Annotated in this window: 17 protein-coding genes and 1 pseudogene; 17 read left to right on the top strand and 1 reads right to left on the bottom strand. The window is 35.5% G+C overall.

Annotated elements, in window-relative coordinates:
• The 13 genes from HMPREF1135_RS08615 to HMPREF1135_RS14250 all read left to right on the top strand — a co-directional run bounded on the left by HMPREF1135_RS08615 (position 1) and on the right by HMPREF1135_RS14250 (position 13,654).
• The gene (locus tag HMPREF1135_RS08615) at positions 1 to 753 is read left to right on the top strand and encodes an ABC transporter permease (protein ID WP_007594223.1); all 753 of its coding nucleotides are present in this window, start codon (positions 1 to 3) and stop codon (positions 751 to 753) included.
• Positions 753 to 1,298 (top strand): ATP-binding cassette domain-containing protein, encoded by a 546-nt coding sequence (locus HMPREF1135_RS08610; protein WP_007594221.1) that lies wholly within the window; start codon positions 753 to 755, stop codon positions 1,296 to 1,298. Before HMPREF1135_RS08615 ends, HMPREF1135_RS08610 begins: the two co-directional genes overlap by 1 nt.
• A 6-nt stretch (positions 1,299 to 1,304) precedes the next feature.
• Positions 1,305 to 2,306 (top strand): hypothetical protein, encoded by a 1,002-nt coding sequence (locus HMPREF1135_RS08605; RefSeq protein WP_007594219.1) that lies wholly within the window; start codon positions 1,305 to 1,307, stop codon positions 2,304 to 2,306.
• Positions 2,307 to 2,310: 4 nt separating this feature from the next.
• A complete protein-coding gene (locus tag HMPREF1135_RS08600) occupies positions 2,311 to 3,414 on the top strand; it encodes an AI-2E family transporter (protein WP_007594217.1) in 1,104 nt (367 codons plus the stop codon).
• 142 nt (positions 3,415 to 3,556) lie between these two features.
• On the top strand, positions 3,557 to 4,816 hold the full coding sequence (locus HMPREF1135_RS08595; protein ID WP_007594216.1) for a S1C family serine protease: 1,260 nt from the start codon (positions 3,557 to 3,559) through the stop codon (positions 4,814 to 4,816).
• A gap of 11 nt (positions 4,817 to 4,827) precedes the next feature.
• Entirely contained in the window at positions 4,828 to 5,775 is a 948-nt protein-coding gene (locus HMPREF1135_RS08590) for a 3'-5' exoribonuclease YhaM family protein (protein ID WP_007594214.1), read from the top strand.
• A gap of 62 nt (positions 5,776 to 5,837) precedes the next feature.
• A complete protein-coding gene (gene rlmD, locus HMPREF1135_RS08585; protein ID WP_007594212.1) occupies positions 5,838 to 7,229 on the top strand; it encodes a 23S rRNA (uracil(1939)-C(5))-methyltransferase RlmD in 1,392 nt (463 codons plus the stop codon).
• Positions 7,230 to 7,727: 498 nt separating this feature from the next.
• Positions 7,728 to 9,533, top strand: a complete 1,806-nt coding sequence (locus tag HMPREF1135_RS08580) for a KAP family P-loop NTPase fold protein (RefSeq protein ID WP_007594210.1) — start codon at positions 7,728 to 7,730, stop codon at positions 9,531 to 9,533.
• Positions 9,534 to 10,316, top strand: coding sequence for a hypothetical protein (locus tag HMPREF1135_RS08575; RefSeq protein WP_007594208.1), 783 nt, complete (start codon positions 9,534 to 9,536; stop codon positions 10,314 to 10,316). It begins immediately after the preceding gene.
• Positions 10,313 to 11,602, top strand: a complete 1,290-nt coding sequence (gene qatC / locus HMPREF1135_RS08570; RefSeq protein ID WP_007594205.1) for a Qat anti-phage system QueC-like protein QatC — start codon at positions 10,313 to 10,315, stop codon at positions 11,600 to 11,602. Before HMPREF1135_RS08575 ends, qatC begins: the two co-directional genes overlap by 4 nt.
• The gene (locus tag HMPREF1135_RS08565) at positions 11,599 to 12,342 is read left to right on the top strand and encodes a TatD family hydrolase (RefSeq protein ID WP_007594204.1); all 744 of its coding nucleotides are present in this window, start codon (positions 11,599 to 11,601) and stop codon (positions 12,340 to 12,342) included. Before qatC ends, HMPREF1135_RS08565 begins: the two co-directional genes overlap by 4 nt.
• Before the next feature lie 600 nt (positions 12,343 to 12,942).
• Complete coding sequence (locus HMPREF1135_RS08555; RefSeq protein ID WP_007594200.1) at positions 12,943 to 13,305, top strand: hypothetical protein; 363 nt, start codon at positions 12,943 to 12,945, stop codon at positions 13,303 to 13,305.
• A gap of 217 nt (positions 13,306 to 13,522) precedes the next feature.
• The gene (locus tag HMPREF1135_RS14250) at positions 13,523 to 13,654 is read left to right on the top strand and encodes a hypothetical protein (RefSeq protein WP_007594199.1); all 132 of its coding nucleotides are present in this window, start codon (positions 13,523 to 13,525) and stop codon (positions 13,652 to 13,654) included.
• Between the two features lie 342 nt (positions 13,655 to 13,996).
• Here the strand turns inward: HMPREF1135_RS14250 and HMPREF1135_RS14460 are convergent, their stop codons facing one another.
• Entirely contained in the window at positions 13,997 to 14,278 is a 282-nt protein-coding gene (locus HMPREF1135_RS14460) for an ssDNA-binding protein (RefSeq protein ID WP_242824850.1), read from the bottom strand.
• Between the two features lie 295 nt (positions 14,279 to 14,573).
• On the opposite strand from HMPREF1135_RS14460, the gene HMPREF1135_RS13930 reads away from it, so the two are divergent.
• The 4 genes and pseudogenes from HMPREF1135_RS13930 (at position 14,574) to HMPREF1135_RS08540 (ending at position 18,766) form a co-directional block, all read left to right on the top strand.
• The gene (locus tag HMPREF1135_RS13930; RefSeq protein WP_007594198.1) at positions 14,574 to 14,714 is read left to right on the top strand and encodes a hypothetical protein; all 141 of its coding nucleotides are present in this window, start codon (positions 14,574 to 14,576) and stop codon (positions 14,712 to 14,714) included.
• A 453-nt stretch (positions 14,715 to 15,167) separates the two neighbouring features.
• A pseudogene (locus HMPREF1135_RS14545) lies at positions 15,168 to 15,341 on the top strand (excisionase family DNA-binding protein); the annotation flags it as partial.
• Between the two features lie 69 nt (positions 15,342 to 15,410).
• Entirely contained in the window at positions 15,411 to 17,414 is a 2,004-nt protein-coding gene (locus HMPREF1135_RS08545) for a type I restriction-modification system subunit M (protein WP_007594197.1), read from the top strand.
• Entirely contained in the window at positions 17,414 to 18,766 is a 1,353-nt protein-coding gene (locus HMPREF1135_RS08540; RefSeq protein WP_007594196.1) for a restriction endonuclease subunit S, read from the top strand. Before HMPREF1135_RS08545 ends, HMPREF1135_RS08540 begins: the two co-directional genes overlap by 1 nt.
• The last annotated feature ends 81 nt before the right edge of the window (positions 18,767 to 18,847 follow it).

Raw genomic sequence — 18,847 nt, 5'->3', positions numbered from 1 at the left:
ATGAATAAAAATAAAACACATAAAATCACAGCAGTGCTTCTTGCACTGCTGTTTTGGCAAATAATTGCGGTAATATTGAACAGATCGTTTTTACTTTCTTCACCTTTAGAAGTGGCAAAGGCATTGTTTGAGCTTGGACTTAGCAATACATTTTGGAAAGGTATGTGGAAAAGTATATTTAAAATACTTTCGGGATTTTTATCAGGTGCCGGAGCGGGAATACTTCTGGCAACACTGTCATATAGATTTAAACTGTTTGAGATATATATTTCACCATATATTACAGTTATACGATCGGTACCTGTTGCATCATTTGTAATTATAATACTAATAGGGCTTGGAAGTGAGGCACTTTCGGTACTTGTATGCTTTTTCATGGTAATGCCTATATTTTATGCAAATACATTGGAAGGACTAAAGTCTGTAGACATTAAGATGCTTCAAATGGCAAAAATATTTAAACTTGGAAAAAAGGCAAAACTTATATACATATACCTGCCGGCACTGGAGTCATTTTTAATATCATCAAGTGTGGCTTCAATGGGAATTGCCTTTAAATCCGGTATTGCAGCTGAAGTAATAGGCAGACCCAAAGATACTTTGGGATATTTCCTGTTTGATGCAAAGATATATCTTGAAACTTCAAAGGTATTTGCCATAACATTGATGGTGATACTTTGCAGTGCAATATTTGAAAGGTTGGCAGTATTTATTGCAAAAAGGTTCTTCAGGTTGATAAAGAAGGTGTATTGATGTTTTTAAAAAATATATGCAAAAGTTTCGGAGAGACGGAAGTTCTAAAAGACTTTAATCTTGAAATAGATGAAGGTGAACATATTGCGCTGATGGGTAAGTCCGGAAAGGGAAAGACCACTGTCTTAAATATTATAATGGGTTTTGAATTGCCGGATAGTGGTGAGACGGAAATTCCAAATGAGATATCTGCAGTGTTTCAGGAAGACAGACTCAGCGAAGATTTCAGTGCAATTTCAAATGTATGCCTTATGAGTGCCGATAAAGAACGCTCAAATGAAATATTAAAAAAACTTGGAATAGACGGTGCAAAAACGGTAAATACCATGAGCGGAGGCCAGAAAAGAAGAGTTGCACTTGCCAGATGTCTTGTAAGAGATGCCGGGCTTTATATATTTGATGAGGCCCTAAAGGGACTGGATGAAAAGACAAAAGCGGTGGCAATGAGTGTTATAAAAGAGTATACTTGTAAAAGTAGTGTGATATTCGTGACACATGATATAAATGAAGCAAAAGAGTTTGCAGACAGAATAGTGGAGATTTAAATATTTATGGGAATAAAATTGGAAAAGCTCATGGACCGGCATATAGAGGGTATAACCCTTTTTGAGGTATCATATAAGTTTGCGCCGATATATGCAAAGAATCATTTTGCAAGAGCGAAGGATGAGTTTGTTATTTATTGTATTGACAGCGAGAAAAATAAGGGTGTTTTGTGGTTAAAGAATAATGAATATAAGTTTATTCCCATAAATACTGAGGATAGAAGTGCCAACCTTCTGCTTAATACGGATGACGGCATAATTTTAGTCAGTAAAGATAAGGCTGTAAAAATTGAAGCGGACAGTGAAGTATTTACTCCTATAAATATAGAAAACCCTTGTATTGCTGAAAATATAACAGAGATTTCAACTTTGGGAGAGAGCGAAAATTATCCTGTTATTTGTCGTGTAAGCGTGGAGGCGATGGCTGCCAACAGCTTCACATTTTTTAAATATGATAAAGACAAAAATACTATAAAATTTGAAGATATATTACAGCCTGTATTTACAACAGAAAATACAATGAAAAGATTTTTTGACTCATTGTCTGAGGCGGACGGGCTTTATTATAAGATGGATTTTAAATATAACTATCCTCAAATCGGAAGTATGATGATAAAGGATGATGCTATATATGTATTCTTAGAGTCGGATATTGTAAACCCGGCAGGTCTCAGTACTTATAAGTATTATTGGTATGTGGAAATAACCAAAGACGGAGTTTATAAAAAGAAAATTTGGGGAGCGGAAAGACTGGATAAACTACAGGGGAAGCGTGGAGTCAGAGGAAAATTCAGTGCAGATAAGAAATATCTGATATTATCTCCTATTTTTAAAACAGATGAATGGAAGGGTAAACAAAAACTACTGAGGCTTTCCGATTTGGAACTTTTGGATATCACATTGCCAAGAGGATACTCAAAGTTTAGAGTGCTGGATATTTTTGACGAACATGCATTTATCAGCGATGAGGTGGATAAGATAGCGCTTTGCAAAATGACAGAAAGGTAATATTGTGAACGGTATAAAGAGAAAATATATAGCATATATTATGATTTTTACAATTATAATATATGCGATAGTAAGATATTTTAATGTTGTAGAAGGCTATGTAAAAAATATAACCAAAGCATTGATGCCGTTCGTGGTAGGTGCCATAATGGCATATATTATAAATATTCTTATGGATGCATATGAAGATTTACTCTTGAAAAAATTTCATAACAAAAAAATCATAAGAATGGTATCAATAGTCTTGTCAATATTTACCTTTATGCTTGTGATAGTATTGCTTCTTGGAATAATTATCCCACAGCTTGTAAAAATATCATTTTCTATAATGTACACCAATCCAAGTGATTTAAAACGGTTGATAGTTGATATAAGTAATAATGAGCAAATAAACAATATTTTAAAAATGTTTAATATTGATACCAATAATATAGATATTGCCGGCTATATGACAAGGCTGATTAAAGAAGTAATGTCAGGTGTGGGAAATGTATTGAGCGGAGTATTAAGCGGAATATCGGGATTTTTTAATACGATATTTTCTTTATTTATGGCAATTGTTTTTGCAATATATATACTTGTTGATAAGGAAAAGCTGGGAGTACAGGGAGATAAGCTTCTTAAAGCATTCATTCCTTCAAAAAGAGATTTTATCATTGACATCCTTAGTATATTTGATAACAGTTTTAAGAGGTATTTTGTCAGTCAGGTAAAAGAGTCGATAATACTTGGGGTATTATTATACATAGTTATGTCAATAGCAAGATTACCGTATGCTTCATCTATTTCTATTTTGGTTGGTGTGACCGCACTTATACCGGTTATCGGGGCATATGCAGGACTCTTTATCGGTGCTTTGATGATACTTACAAAATCCGTGCAGAGCATGATAATATTTATAATAGTTCACACATTGGTACAACAATTTGAAAACAATATAATATATCCGAGAGTTGTAGGAAGCTCTGTAGGACTTCCGGGCATGTGGGTTATTGTTGCCGTTTCACTTGGCGGAAGCATCGGAGGAATATTCGGTGTACTTGTTGCAGTACCGGTAGCGGCAGGACTTTATTATATTCTAAAGAGAGAAACACAGAAGCGATTATAAAGTTTATAATTATATTGATTCAGATATGTATTTTGTGTTAAATCTATATTACATTTGCTTGATAAATCGACCTTAAACCATTATAATCTTTCTTAGGGAGAGCGAGGTATTATGTAATACATCCTGAAAGCAGAGGGTTTTTATGCCAAATACAAAAAAAGAACATGAGCCTGATGAGAAAAATCCTTTTATAAAGCAGACAATTATAGAGGATAAAAAAGAGCGTAATAAAAAGGCTGTCTCAGCGGCTTGCCTTGCTATTGTTTTTGGAATGGTTGCAGGACCAAGTATGGCATTGACATCACATATTATAAACAAAAACATACTTAGCAAAAAGACAAAGACCACTATTGAAATTCCGAAGGAAGAAACTACAGTTGAGAGTAGTGAGGAAGCGGAATCTTCAGAACAGGTGGAAGACATAGTTGCATCTGCTATAGAAAGTATTGATTTGAACGAAAAGAATCTGGTGCAGATGTATGAGAGCCTGAGTAAGGTTGCAGAAAAAAAAGATAATACTATTGTAAAAATAAGTGCCGTCACTACAGACACTGACTGGTTCAACAATACATTGCAAAATGAAAGCAGTTGTTCGGGAATCATAATAGCAAAGTCGGGTGACAGCCTTATTGTTTTGGCTCCAAATATGGAAAAAGAGGGTGGAATAAAAGTCGGTTTTTATGACGGCAGTAATCAGGAAGCTACAGTAATCGGAAGTGATCAGCTGACAAATTTAATGATACTCTCTGTAGATATTTCTTCCATGGAAGAAAAGATAAAAAGCATTGAGCCTGTTGTACTGGGTAATTCATACCAGCTGAAAAAGGGTGCTTTTATATTGGCGGTAGGCAGTCCGGTTGGAGTATCAAGAAGTATCGATATCGGGAATATAACCGCAATTGACAAGAATGCAAGTTTTTTTGACGGATACGGAAGGGTAATATACTGTGACAAACATTTGGACAGCATAGGAACATTTTTGATAGATACATCAGGGAATCTGGTAGGTGTGGTTTCCAATCTTGATGACAGTTCATCCATATCAATGGCATATGGTATATCCGATTTGAAGGTGCTGATTGAAAATATGACAAATGGTGTAGGCTCTGCATACTTGGGAGTTCGTGCACTTGATATAGACAAGGAAAGAGCGCCTGAGGGTATGCCAAACGGTATTTATGTCTCAGAAGTCAGGGCAGATTCACCGGCCTATAATATAGGGATACAATCAGGAGATATTATTTCCATGATTGGCAGTGAGGAAGTAAACTCCATAACAGGGTTTAAAAATATAATGGAAAAGCTAAAACCGAACCAAGTAGTAAATATAAAGGTGAATCGTTCAGGCAAAGACGGATTTACAGAATTGAATTTTGAGACAACTATTGGTGCCAGGAGCTAGAAGGGTAGAAAATGAAATTTATTGAAAGCTTAAAAGAAGGAATGCATATTTCAGAGGTTTATCTGTGTAAATCCAAAACTATTGCAGTATCCAAGACAGGTAAGGAATATGCCAGCCTCAGTTTGCAAGACAAGACAGGAAGCATTGACGCAAAGATATGGGATCTTTATTCTCCGGGTATCTCTGATGTAGATGCTATGACCTTTGTAGTGGTTGACGCTGAAGTTACATCTTTTAACAACACATTGCAGCTTAAGGTTGCAAGAATAAGAGAGGCTGATGCAAAGGAATATACAGCATCGGACTATGTACCGGTATCTAAAAAAGATATTGAAAAAATGTTTGTAGAGTTAAAAGAAAAGATAAAATCAGTGAAGAATCCTTTCTTGAATAAGCTTTTGACCGCTATTTTTATAGAGGACTTTGAATTTCAATCTACATTTAAAGCATCATCGGCAGCAAAGACCGTACATCATGGATTTCTTGGTGGATTACTTGAGCATACTCTGGGAGTGGTGAAGCTTTGTGAATATTTTTGTGATAATTATGAGTCGTTAAATCACGATCTTCTTATCACATCCGCACTTTGTCATGATATAGGAAAGACCAGAGAGTTGTCGGCATTTCCGGCAAATGATTATACTGATGAAGGTCAGCTGGTGGGACATATTGTAATAGGTGTGGAGATATTAAAAACTCAAATTGATAAGATTCCGGGATTCCCGAAGAAGCTTTCAAATGAGCTGATACATTGTATACTGGCTCATCACGGAGAGCTTGAATACGGCTCACCTAAAAAACCTGCGCTTATAGAAGCTTTGGCACTCAATCTGGCAGATAATGCGGATGCAAAGATGGAGACATTTATTGAGCTGTTGGCACAGGGACAGGACGGAGCTACAGGATGGCTCGGTTATAATAAGTTACTTGAGAGCAATTACAGAAAGACAAGTGTATAATATAAAGTCGAGAACGTAGACTGATTATCAAAACAGTCTTATAAGTTTAGTTATGGAGATATATGAAAACTGATAATACGGCAAGTTACAAAAAAGGTGAAATGATAACAGTTGATATAACAGACTTTGGAGAAAATGGCGAAGGCATCGGAAAAACCGATGCCTTCACATGGTTTATAAAAGATACTGTTATAGGAGATAAAGTCACAGCAAAGGTTATGAAAACAAAGAAAAGCTACGGATATGCAAGACTTGACAGCATTATTAAGGAGAGCCCCGACAGAATAGAGGCCAAATGTCCGGTGGCAAGAAGCTGTGGCGGATGTACATTACAAAGCCTTGATTATAGTGCGGAGCTTAGACTAAAGCAAAACAAAGTGGAAAATCATCTGAAAAGAATAGGCGGATTTGACCTCTCAAATGTGGAGATAGAAGAAATTATCGGTATGGAAGACCCGATAAGGTACAGAAATAAATCCCAATTTCCGTTCGGAAGAAAGGACGGTAAGAACATCACAGGATATTTTGCAGGCAGAACTCACAGCATTGTAGAGTTTGATGATTGTATTATCGGGATAGAAGAAAATAAGACCGTACTGAAGGCTGTGCTTGATTTTATGGAGAAGTATGATATACCTGCCTATGATGAGGAGAGTGGCAAAGGTGTGGTGAGGCATGTGCTTATCAGAAAGGGTTTTGCCACAGGCGAGCTGATGGTCTGCATAGTTATAAATGCAAACAATCTGCCACATAGTGACAAGCTTGTAGAGATCCTATGTAGCGCACTTGGAAGTGATTTAAAGTCCGTTTCCATCAATATAAATAAAAAGAATACCAATGTCATATTGGGAGATACAACAGTTACTCTTTATGGCAACGGATATATAGAGGACTATATAGGTGATGTAAAGTTTAGAATATCACCACAGTCCTTCTATCAGGTAAATCCTGTGCAGACAAAAAAACTATATAGTAAGGCATTAGAGTATGCTGCACTGACCGGTAAAGAAACAGTATGGGATATGTACTGCGGCATAGGAACGATTTCACTTTTCCTTGCAAAGTCTGCAAAGTTTGTCTACGGCGTAGAAATAGTGGACGCCGCCATACAAAATGCAAGAGAGAACGCAAAGCTTAACAATATAGAAAATGTAAAATTTTTTGTAGGCAAGGCGGAAGAAATCATCACAGGTGAATACGAAAACGGAAATATAAGAGATATAGATGTCATAGTGGTAGACCCGCCAAGAAAGGGGCTTGATAAACTTGCGATAGATACAATGCTAAAGCTACTGCCAAAGAGAATAGTATATGTAAGCTGTGATTCCTCTACACTGGCAAGGGATTTAAAGATGCTGTGCGAGAAGGAATATGAGCTAAAGAAACTGACGGTGGTGGATCAGTTTTCGAGGAGTTATCATACGGAGAGTGTGGTGGTGATGGAGAGAAAGTAAGTAGAAGCCCTTGAATTTACGCACTTTTATGAGTAGTTTATGTTTTAAAGGATCGATTGATAAGAGTGAGGAAAACATCTGAGAAAGTATATTTAGAATTGTAGCTGTTGAACTCAACACAGTAGGTACAAAGGCTGAACCTGTTAGATTAAACAAAATAGGAATCTAGCTCATATCTCAACAGAATTTTGTTAATAAATTGGTGGTAGAGTAGGGGTATGAAACAACTGTAAATCAGCGCCATGTGGATTTCTATTATGTCATGAGGCTTAGAGTTGTAAGTTATTCTAAGCGAATGGAATCTAAGAAAATTAGGGATGTGAACGGACAGAATCGAAGTGATAGCTTCAGTCCACATTCTCCTAAGATATGATTTGAAAATGACTAATAGATTAGCGGATAAAATCTACTGAAAATGAGTGTAAAAGTGATGGTGCTATAAGCTAGTATTTTGAAAACGTGTATTGAAATAATGATAACTTTAAAGGGGGCAATCTTATGTGGAGAGACAGCGAGACCGAGCTGGATTTTTTGGATTATGGATATTTAATAAATAGTGTTACTGACATCGTGCAAAACGATGATCTTCTACCAGCATGTATAGGATTGTATGGTGATTGGGGGAGTGGAAAATCAAGCGTTATACATATGAGTAAGTCTTTGCTTGAAAACAATGACAAAGATATAAAATGCATGATTTTTAATGGTTGGCTTTTTGAAAACTATGAAGACGCTAAGAGTGCATTACTGGGAGATATATTAGACGCAATAACAGATAAAAGGGAATTGTCAGAAAGAGCCAAAAGTTTAGTTAAAGTATTGTGGAATTCTATAGATAAGCTTAAATTAGCAAAAAGGGTAGTTGGGGCTGGGGCGGACTTTATGCTTACTGGAGGAATGGCAACATTGACCAGTTTAACCGTCAGAAATGTCATGTCTGCTGTTTCTAATAATGTAGATAATATAGACAATGATATACTAAATAAAATTCAGCAGAATGTTAAGGATGAACTAAATTTCACAGAGCTTAGAGAGAATATTCGTTCTTTTCAAAAGAACTTTGCTAATATCCTAGAGGAATCAAAGATTTCACGTCTTGTTGTATTTGTTGATGAACTGGACAGGTGTCGTCCTGATACAATATTAGATACATTGGAGGCGATTAAGCTTTTCTTATTCACAGGAAAAACAGCATTTGTAATAGGAGCAGATGAGAGACAGATTGAATATGCAGTAAAGAGTAAGTTTAAAGATATACCTGGCCAAGAAATAAGTATAGGAAAGGAATATATGGAAAAATTGATTCAGTATCCGATCAGAATTCCACGCTTGGACACATTGGAAGTATCAAGGTACATTTCATGCTTGTTTCTTCAAAAAAAATTATTAAAAGATGACTTTAGGAAATTCTTGGAGGCATTTCATACAGCACAAAAAGACGACTTTACGAATGTTGATTTAAATAAGATTTTAGCAAATCTGAATTTGAACGAATCAGAAAGTATTATATCAGCCATGCAACTGGCAGAGTTAATGACCCAAGCACTAAATGGTAATCCAAGACAATATAAACGTTTTTTAAACATGCTTGATTTAAGAATTCAGCAGGCCAAATATAAAGGAAAAGAACTGAACAAAAAGATTCTGACAAAAATAATGATGCTAGAATACTATCGACCTATTCAGTTTAAAAAATATGCAGAATTATCAAAAACAGGTGATCTGAAAGAAACGTTGAAAGAAGGAGAGGAAAACGAAGGGGATACGCAAGAAGGAATAGAGGATGAATGGCTTTTGAGGTGGTATAAAACAGAGCCACATATAGCAAATGAGGATTTGAGATTATATTTTTATTTTTCTAGAACTTCTTTAGAGGAGCGTGTAAGTATATTGAAAGCAACAATGTCGGTATCAGCTCAAAGAGTTTTTGACATTGTTATTTCTGAAGGAGGAGAGTCTATAACTAAGGCAGAAGAAGAAATGAGGAATCTGTCTATTGATGATGGAAAGGCTGTTATAGAAGCGTTTGTAAATAGAATAGTTTCTTCTGAAAAAGTGAAAATAGAACAAGTGAAGATTCTTACTGGGCTTTCGTTAACTAAAAAAGAGTTGTATGAGGAGGGGATGAGCCAGTTGAAATTAATCTCAGCGTCACAGTTAACAGCTGGTGCTGCTCCATATATAGCTGAATTTGCTAAACAAACTCATATGGAAGAAGAATTAGAAAAGATAATGTCTAACCAGTGGAAAGATAATATTATCTTGGTCAAAACAATAAGAAATAGCTTGAGGAAGGAAAGATAAATGGGAACATCGACAATTTATCAAGGACCGGTAAAGAACAATCCTTTACTACCGGATGGATATTTAAATGATCAAGAGGTAGAGTTAGGTGGTTCTGTACAGCCCAATGTAGATTGGAAGACAGTAAAAACAAATTTGTCAAGAATTATAAATGGTACCTATAGTGGAGATAGAAAAAGAAACTATGAGCATGTAGTTGGACAGTATGTAAAGGCGGCTGGTGGCTATACAAGATTGGTTCATTCGGCGAATTCAGGTGTGAGATCGGGTCGAGCATTGGGTGGATTCTTTAACAATATAAGTAATTATGGAATCGAAAACTTATTACACAATTTACAAATTGAGTTTGAGGATAAAAGTGCTAATGAAGTAATTTCATTAGTGGTTGATGCACTAGCACCTCAAGCAGTAACAAAGGAGGATATAGTAGCTCGATCAGCAATGATGGATGCGATGTCCTTTGTTTATGAATATATAGAGCAAAATAATATGGATTTTGATTGTTTAAATAATATGCCTTCGGAATTATCCGTAAAATCAATGTGTGCGTATATACAATCATATATATGGGGGCTTATGCAGAGGGACTTACAAAGTAGATTTGAAAAGTACGAATCTGATATTGTTAAGGCCAATACAATTAGAAATGATTTTAAGGAAATAGTTTACAGTACAGTTGATGTAGAGTTTAAAAAGCTCAAGGAACAAATAGACTTTAGCTCAAAAAATGTAATTCCCAAAATCATGGGGGATTGTTTTATTGCATTGGAGGGATTAGAGTGATTATTAATTTTGTTCATAGTGATAAGGATATATATATTGCAGAGTGTGAGAACCTAAGAATTAGTTATAATGCAGCAAAACAATTTCGATATACTTTTTGGCAACATGATTTTAGCTGCTCTTCTTGGTTTTCTGATACAGGAATAGATTTGTTATACATTTCATTTTCTGTTTTTATAGCGGATAGGTTATGTAAAAGAGAAGATGCATCAGATAACTGGAGTAGAAATATTGAATTACATATTCCTGTTTTAGAATGCACTTTATGGAATGAAAATGTATTACTGTTGCAGAACACCTTGAGTTTTCTGAGCGGAGATCATTGGAAGATTGTTTTTCGTCCAAGAGAAAAATCAGATATAGAAGTATTTGCTGAAAACCGATGGAAGAAAAAAACGCATAGTGAAAAAACTCAGATGTTTTCAATGGTATCAATGTTATCTGGAGGAATGGATTCCTTGATAGGTGCTATAGATCTATTGGAAGCAGGAAAAAAGGATATATTATTTATTAGCCATTATGGAGGTGGAAAAGGTACAAAAGAATTCCAAGATAGGGTAATTTACTCATTGCAAACCGAATATGAGTTATTGGAAGATAATTTTTTACAATTTCATGCATCGGTTGTTGATGGTGTAGAAGATACAACACGAACAAGATCATTTATGTTTTTTTCACATGCTATTGTAATGGCTACGGCATATAGCAACTGCAGTAAAATGATTATCTCAGAAAATGGATTTATTTCCCTAAATATTCCTCTTACATTCTCTAGAATAGGTACAAGTAGTACGAGAACTACGCACCCATATTATATGACTTTGATTAAGGAATTACTGAACAACGTAGGAATAACTTTGAATATTTATAATCCATATCAATTTAAGACCAAGGGAGAGATGTTGATTGAATGTAAAAATCAAGAGATATTAAATGCGAATATTGCAAATACAATGTCATGTTCTCATCCAGATGTAGGTCGTCATCGTGGCGAGAAAGAAGCTATGCATTGTGGCTACTGCTTGCCATGCACTGTGAGACAAGCTGCTTTAAAAAGAGCTAATATGTCAGATACAAGTAGGTATTATGACAGACAATTTAAAATAGGCGATGAAGCAAAAATGTGCTTAAATTCATATTTACAAGGTTTGGATATGTTTCAGTCAAAACAAACTTTCATGCGTATTCAGATGAATGGACCCATTAAAGAACATGTAGAAGAGCTTGCTAATCTTTATAATCGTGGGATTAATGAGATTTCCAGCTATTTAGAGGAGTTTAAATGAATGAGTTTTTAATGGATGCACATATGCATTTTGATCTCTATAAGGACAAAATAGAAGTTTTACACTATATTGAAGCTGTGAAATCATATACCATTGCAATGACAAATTTACCTGATATTTATAATAGATACGAGAATTTAGTTGGTAGATATAAATATACTCAAATTGCAATTGGTTATCATCCGGAATTAGTAAAAGACTTTCCAAATCAGATTGAATTATTCAAGAAATTATCAGTAAAGCCACGGTATATTGGTGAAGTCGGGTTGGATGGTTCAACCAATGATAAACGTATATGTCTTGATCAAGAAAGAATATTTAGCGAAATACTAGAATTCCTAACAGGGAAAAATAAAGTGTTAAGCGTACATAGTAGACATGCTTCTAAGGATGTTTTAAAACATTTAGATGGATTTGCGGGAATTGTTATTATGCATTGGTACTCAGGAAGAATACAAGATCTTGAGGAAGCTATCGATAGAGGATACTACTTTTCAATTAATCCACAAATGTTAAAAAGTGAGTCAGGAGCTAATATAATTTCTAAGATACCAGTACAACGTATACTACTAGAAAGTGATGCTCCATTTATTCCGTCACTAAAAAGTCAGTATTCTATTGACTTTAATGATATTATCTATGAGTATTTTGCTAATATGTATAATGTGACAAAGAATCAGGTGGAGCATCGAGTAAAGGCAAATTTTGAAGAAATTGTCAAAGCCGAGGATAGCATTTAAGTAAAGGCGATTTAGTATTTTGCGTGGCTTAAGGGAAAATAAATAAATTTACTAGAAGAATGGGTGAAGTAAAATTTGAAGATATTATATAATAATGTTATCGATAGATGTAAAACCTCAGAAGAACTAAAAGGTGCAGCATATTCATAACTTCATGAAGCGATAGTAACTATGACAACTAAGGAATAGAATTGTAGTGATTTAGTACAAATGATTTCTGTGCGTGGAATGACAAAAAATATGGATATATATTTGTTGATTGAAGAGCATGTATTACATAAAGAGGGCTGTAAGCGTAAGGTATTGGGTGCTAATAATCTTGATATTCAATTAATGCTTAAACCAATATATGAAAATAAGAATGCAATATATCTGTTACAAGATATGGAAGATGAAATGCTAATTAAATAATTTGTGAGCGTTTATTTGTCAAGCTTCTTGATATGAGAAATTGCAAAGATAAAGTCTAGCTATTTATTTACACATTAAGATTGCGAATGTATAGTAGATGTGGTTTCTGTGTTTGTTGGATATAAAATTAAGATAACCTACTTGAATAGGAGTTGAGATAGGGTAGATGAGATGAAGGAGGTGAAGGGAATGAGTAATCTAGGTGCATATCAATGGTTGACTACTGTGGCGAAGAAGGTCGGAGGTCCTAAAAATTTTGTCTTAATAATTGCTGGAACAGGTGCAGTGCTATATAAAGGTAGTGAGATTGTTGTTAAAAAGATAATAAAGAAAATTAATAAGGAAGAATTACACGGAACATCAGATTCAATGGTATATTCTGTAACTGCAGAGGGGGTTAGCAATGATGGATTAAAATTTAAGATAGGAGACAAAATTAGAGTACTTGAAACAGATAAGGATGCCATTTTGATTGAGAAAATTGGAGAAGATAATAATCCATATTTTGTGTCAGAGGAGATGCTGAAAAATATATCAAATTATAAGAGCTAGAAGGAAAATAGTATCAGAAGATGAGTTTCGATGAACTGTAATTGAAATGGAATAATTGCTGGATGAACTGGATGATGTTTAGTATGAATATAATGAAATTTATGGTATACATATTTATGTGATTAATGCAATTTCTAGCATATTTCCACTAGATTTGACTCACTGTGAGCATAGCTGGTACTTATAAAATTAAGATTAATTAGGAAAGTGGTAAAAAATGACTAGAGAAGAACTTAAAGAACAGATTGATGAGCTTATGCAACAGTATGCCAATGAAGAAATTGATGGTGATACATATGCGCGAAAGATGATGGAATTAACCACATCTGTACAGAGAGATAATAACTGAACTTGATAATTCAAAGATAAGGTAAGGATGCAAAACTATACCACATAATTACAATGGAGATTTATACAAAATCGAAGTAGTAAAAAATTGCAGGATGTGGGATTAGATATTAAGAGTATATATGCTTAGACAAAATTATGGAGAAAATGGTTTTGCTTATTCATTATGTTAGCGGTTGGCGTACAACTGATGTAGGCGTAAAGTTTTCAATGTGGCATAAAGGTGTGTTGAATTCTGATGCATGGTACCTAGAACTATCCGATGAAATTGCAAAGTTTCTCAAGAATAAATAATCGAAAAAACCTCACCGCTTGACTTAAAACTAGTAGTGAGGTTCTGGGTTTAGGTTGTTGAGTCCACAGGCAATTCCTTCATTCCAGAGCAGTTGAATGCGTAGAATCTTATGCTGATACAATTGTGGATACCAGAGTAAACCTTAGAGCAAGTAAGGATAGGTTTGAGGCTTGCAGTTAAGAGACATAAAGTAGGTGTGGAATTGGAGTTTACAAAGTATTTGTTGTTAATATCCGGATGTTTATCGTTTTCAGGTACGAGAGTAGGTTTGACTTGCGGCTTTTCTATGTTGGTTGAAGTCTTGCTGTTTCGTGACTTACATTTTCCCACTTGAGAGAGGGAGGTGCTTGAGCGAAACTTGAAGATATATGTAGATGTGTTTACTCTGACTGTGCTAATATAAAAAGCAAAGATAAGTTTATAATTGTTTTATTCACAGCGAGAGGATAAGGTAATGTATCAAAGAGTCATACCAAATAACTATGGATAGGTGCTGAAAGATTTATATTGAAACACAAGTATCCGCTTATAGGAAAAGATACCTACGACTCTCTGGTGCAGTTCTTCAAAAACCAGATAAATAATGTAGGTATAGTTTTATTAGAATGAGGAGTTTTTGCTAAAGATGAATAAAAAAACGTTAGCCATTGCACTAACTAGACAAATGAAATTGCTAATTGATAGTGATTCCGAAGACGTAGATGATATGGAGATTCTTGATTACCAGAAGATAAAACTCGAAGGTATGGATTTAGAAGATAAATAGTAAAGGTAACTGTTATATAAGTGTTATAATATTTCTGTTTATTAAAATGCAAGACATGAGATAGCCAGTTATGATTCGGAGATTAATGTATGGGAATTGACGAATATTGGAAAGGTTATCTGGACTAGAAGAAAATTAGTATATAAGCATGTTCCTAAAGATTGGCCTGAAGCGCATTCTTATTCCATTGGTATTTCAGATGTAAAGCAGAATGAAAGAATAAAAACAACCACGACCTTTGATATACATGACTTTGATTAAGTAACATATTGTAAGTGGGAAATGCAGGATTCTGATAGAGAGAATTGTTTCTGGAAAGAGATTCATTATTTTGTGTAACGATAGACACAAAGTTTAAGTGTAATTAGAGAAGGGGATAAATGCGTGAAAGAACAAGTTATTGAAAAATGGCCAACATTGAAAGAAGTTCAGAAATATTAAGGTGTTAAATGTGACACTATTTTGCAGTGGATTGCAAAAAGAAATATGCTGGCATATAAAGTCGGCCGCCTCTGCAAATTTAAACTGTCAGAAGTTGATGATTGGTTTAGTTCAATTGGAGTTGGAGATGATAATTCTGCGCCAGATGAATATGCTGTTCGTTTTTTAGAACTCATGATTTTATAGAATTATAATGTGGTAGTGTATCTACCATCAAAAAGACAAGATAAGCCAAAGAAAGGTATGGATGAAAATATGGATAATCAAGTACACAATGCGATTGTGAGTTTTATATGGGGTATTGCTGATGACTGTCTGTGTGACGTATATGTTCGTGGTAAGTATCGTGACGTTATTCTCCCAATGACAGTTATCCGTCGTCTTGATGCTATGTTAGAGGATACAAAACCGGCAGTTCTTGCAATGAAGGAAAAGATGGATGCAGCAGGTATTACTAATCAGTGGCCAGCTCTTTGTAATGCAGCAGGACAGGCTTTCTGCAACTCTTCCCCATTTTTATTAAAAGACCTTACCAGTAGAGCAAAGAAACAGACTCTTAAAGTTGACTTTGAAGTATACTTAGATGGCTTCTCACCTAATGTTCAGGAAATTTTGGAGAAGTTCAAATTCCGTAATCAGATTGATACGATGATTGATGCAGATATTCTAGGTGCAGTTATTGAAAAGTTTATTTCTCCAACTATCAACCTTAGTCTTAAGCCTGTGTATACAAACGATACTATGAAAACAATAAAGCTTCCAGCTCTGGATAATCATGGTATGGGAACTGTATTTGAGGAATTGATTCGTAAGTTCAATGAAGAGAATAACGAGGAAGCTGGAGAACACTGGACACCACGTGATGTTGTAGATCTTAGGGCAGATTTAGTTGTTATGCCCGTTGCTGACAAACTTATGGATGCAACTTATTCTTGTTATGATGGTGCGTGTGGTACAGGTGGAATGCTTACCGTTGCACAAGATCGACTTTTGACTCTTGCAAAGAGACGTGGAAAAAATGTATCTATTCATCTTTTTGGACAGGAACTTCAACCAGAAACATACGCGATTTGTAAAGCCGACATGCTGTTGAAGGGTGATGGTGAACAAGCTGAACATATAGCATATGGTTCTACACTTTCGGCGGATGGTAATGCTAATAGACAGTTTGATTTCATGCTTGCAAATCCACCATATGGTAAAAGCTGGAAAACTGATGCTGAGAAGATGGGTGGTAAGAAAGATATTCTAGATAGCCGATTTAACGCTTATTTGGAAGATGGCACACAGTTTTCGATGATTCCAAGAACCAGTGATGGGCAGCTCCTGTTCCTTCTGAATAATGTTGCGAAGATGAAAAATGACACTCCGCTCGGAAGTCGAATTGCAGAGGTGCATAATGGGTCTTCCATCTTTACAGGAGATGCTGGTAGTGGTGAGAGTAATGCTCGTAGATATCTGATTGAGAACGACCTTGTAGAAGCTATTATTGCTTTACCTGAGAATATGTTCTACAACACAGGTATAGGAACTTATGTCTGGGTGTTATCAAATAAAAAGGAAGATAGACGTAAAGGCAAGATACAGTTAATTGATGCAACTTCAATGAAATCACCTTTACGAAAGAATATGGGCAAAAAGAACTGCGAATTCACGCCTGAAATTCGTAACGAAATCATAAGAATTTTTCTTGAGATGGAGCAGAGTGAAATTAGCAAGATTTTTAATAACGATGATTTTGGACATTGGGCTGTTACAGTTGAACGTCCTCTTCGTTTGCGCGTTTTTCCGGAGCGCAAGATACCAGCAGGTGTGCTGAAAGATGCAGAAATGGCAGCTTTTGCTGAGGCTATTAATGACCTGGAACCTACTGTGACGTTGGATGATTGGAAGGCTTTTGAGAAGGCTACAAAGTTGAAAGTTTCACTCTTGAAAAAGGTACGTCCGTATATTACTGATAGGGACTCTAATGCATTGCCAATTGAAGGCGAGGCTGATGTTGAGCTGCGTGATACAGAGATTGTTCCTTTTACGTATGATGGAGGTGTTCAAGCTTTTATTGAAAATGAAGTTCATCCCTATGCCCCTGATGCATATGTAGATGAAAAGAAGACTCAGATAGGCTATGAAATAAGCTTCACAAAATATTTTTATAAGGTATCAGAACTTCGTCCTATGGAAAGCATTATTGCTGACCTTGAACTACTTGAACAAGAAACTAGCGGAATGCTCATGGAAGTTCTTGGAGGACTAAAGTAATGAAGAGATATAGTAGCTATTCTCCTTCAGGTACTGCATGGTTGGGAGATTTACCATCTGAATGGGAATGTAAAAAGATAGGCAGTTTGTTTTCACAACGAAAAGAGAAGGTGTCAGATAAAGACTATGCCCCTCTTTCGGTATCAAAAGGTGGAATTGTACCGCAATTAGATAGTGCAGTTAAAACTGATGCAGGTGATAACAGAAAACTTGTAAAAACTGGAGACTTTGTTATCAATAGTAGGTCTGATAGGAAGGGCTCATGTGGTATATCACCTTTGGATGGTTCTGTCTCTCTAATTAATATTGTTCTTGAGCCAAGACAGGAATGGAATGGCAGATATATTCATTATTTGATGAGAAGTCATATTTTTTCGGAAGAGTATTACCGATATGGCCGGGGAATTGTTTCAGATTTATGGACAACTCGCTTCAGCGAGATGAAAAATATTCTGTTACCTATCCCGTCAAGGCAGGAGCAAGACAAGATTGTTCGTTATCTTGATTGGCAAGTATCAAAAATAAATAGATTGATTGAAGTCAAGAAGAAAGAACTTCGAAGAATATGCGAGCTCAAGAAGACTGTTGTAAATGAAGCGGTGACACATGGTCTTAATCCTAATGTACCAATGAAATTCAGTGGCGTTGAATGGCTTGGAAATATTCCGGTACATTGGACAACTATAAAATTGAGACAGATTCTTCATCCTTTTAGTGAGAAAAACCATCCGGAGCTTCCACTGCTTTCTGTAGTTAGAGAGCAGGGGGTAATCATTAGAGACGTTGAGGATAAGGAAAGCAATCATAATTTTATTCCGGATGACCTTAGCGTTTACAAAATGGTGAAAAAGGGTCAGTTTGCTATGAATAAGATGAAAGCGTGGCAGGGTTCTTATGGTATTTCAGACTATACAGGTATAATAAGCCCAGCATACTTTATTTTTGATGTGGACTTCGAAAATTTGGAATATTTTCATTATGCAATCAGAAGTAAAGTCTATGTGAATTTTTTTGCTCAGGCTTCCGATGGAATACGTGTAGGACAGTGGGATCTATCAATTAATAAAATGAAGGAGATTCCATTTATTGTTCCTCCCGCTGATGAGCAGCAGGCTATCGTTGAATATATTCCTGCTGCATTTGCAAAATATGACACAACAATCGAAAAGCTAACAGAAGAAATAGAAGTCCTTCATGAATTACGAAATAGAATGATTTCTGATGTTGTGACAGGACAGATTGATGTAAGGGATATAGAAATTTCTGAATTTGAGTATGATGAAGAAACAGAAGAAGTTGATGATGAAGAAGCGGATGCCGAAGATGAGGAATCTTTCAGCGAGGAGGCGTAGGATATGATATGATATTTACTAATATAAAAGAAAGTGGACTTGAATCATTAATTGTAAAGTGGCTCATTGAGCAAAATGGCT

Source organism: Lachnoanaerobaculum sp. OBRC5-5 (assembly GCF_000296385.1).
Classification (GTDB): domain Bacteria; phylum Bacillota; class Clostridia; order Lachnospirales; family Lachnospiraceae; genus Lachnoanaerobaculum.
The sequence above is the reverse complement of the archived record's forward strand: the minus strand, read 5'-3'. Positions and strand labels throughout refer to the sequence as shown.

Excerpts from the sequence above, each read along its gene's own strand:
- HMPREF1135_RS08615 (WP_007594223.1), top strand. The coding sequence starts at position 1 with ATGAATAAAAATAAAACACATAAAATCACAGCAGTGCTTCTTGCACTG.
- HMPREF1135_RS08610 (WP_007594221.1), top strand. The coding sequence starts at position 753 with ATGTTTTTAAAAAATATATGCAAAAGTTTCGGAGAGACGGAAGTTCTA.
- HMPREF1135_RS08605 (WP_007594219.1), top strand. The coding sequence starts at position 1,305 with ATGGGAATAAAATTGGAAAAGCTCATGGACCGGCATATAGAGGGTATA.
- HMPREF1135_RS08595 (WP_007594216.1), top strand. The coding sequence starts at position 3,557 with ATGCCAAATACAAAAAAAGAACATGAGCCTGATGAGAAAAATCCTTTT.
- HMPREF1135_RS08590 (WP_007594214.1), top strand. The coding sequence starts at position 4,828 with ATGAAATTTATTGAAAGCTTAAAAGAAGGAATGCATATTTCAGAGGTT.
- rlmD (WP_007594212.1), top strand. The coding sequence starts at position 5,838 with ATGAAAACTGATAATACGGCAAGTTACAAAAAAGGTGAAATGATAACA.
- HMPREF1135_RS08580 (WP_007594210.1), top strand. The coding sequence starts at position 7,728 with ATGTGGAGAGACAGCGAGACCGAGCTGGATTTTTTGGATTATGGATAT.
- HMPREF1135_RS08575 (WP_007594208.1), top strand. The coding sequence starts at position 9,534 with ATGGGAACATCGACAATTTATCAAGGACCGGTAAAGAACAATCCTTTA.
- HMPREF1135_RS08565 (WP_007594204.1), top strand. The coding sequence starts at position 11,599 with ATGAATGAGTTTTTAATGGATGCACATATGCATTTTGATCTCTATAAG.
- HMPREF1135_RS08555 (WP_007594200.1), top strand. The coding sequence starts at position 12,943 with ATGAGTAATCTAGGTGCATATCAATGGTTGACTACTGTGGCGAAGAAG.
- HMPREF1135_RS14250 (WP_007594199.1), top strand. The coding sequence starts at position 13,523 with ATGACTAGAGAAGAACTTAAAGAACAGATTGATGAGCTTATGCAACAG.
- HMPREF1135_RS13930 (WP_007594198.1), top strand. The coding sequence starts at position 14,574 with ATGAATAAAAAAACGTTAGCCATTGCACTAACTAGACAAATGAAATTG.
- HMPREF1135_RS08545 (WP_007594197.1), top strand. The coding sequence starts at position 15,411 with ATGGATAATCAAGTACACAATGCGATTGTGAGTTTTATATGGGGTATT.
- HMPREF1135_RS08540 (WP_007594196.1), top strand. The coding sequence starts at position 17,414 with ATGAAGAGATATAGTAGCTATTCTCCTTCAGGTACTGCATGGTTGGGA.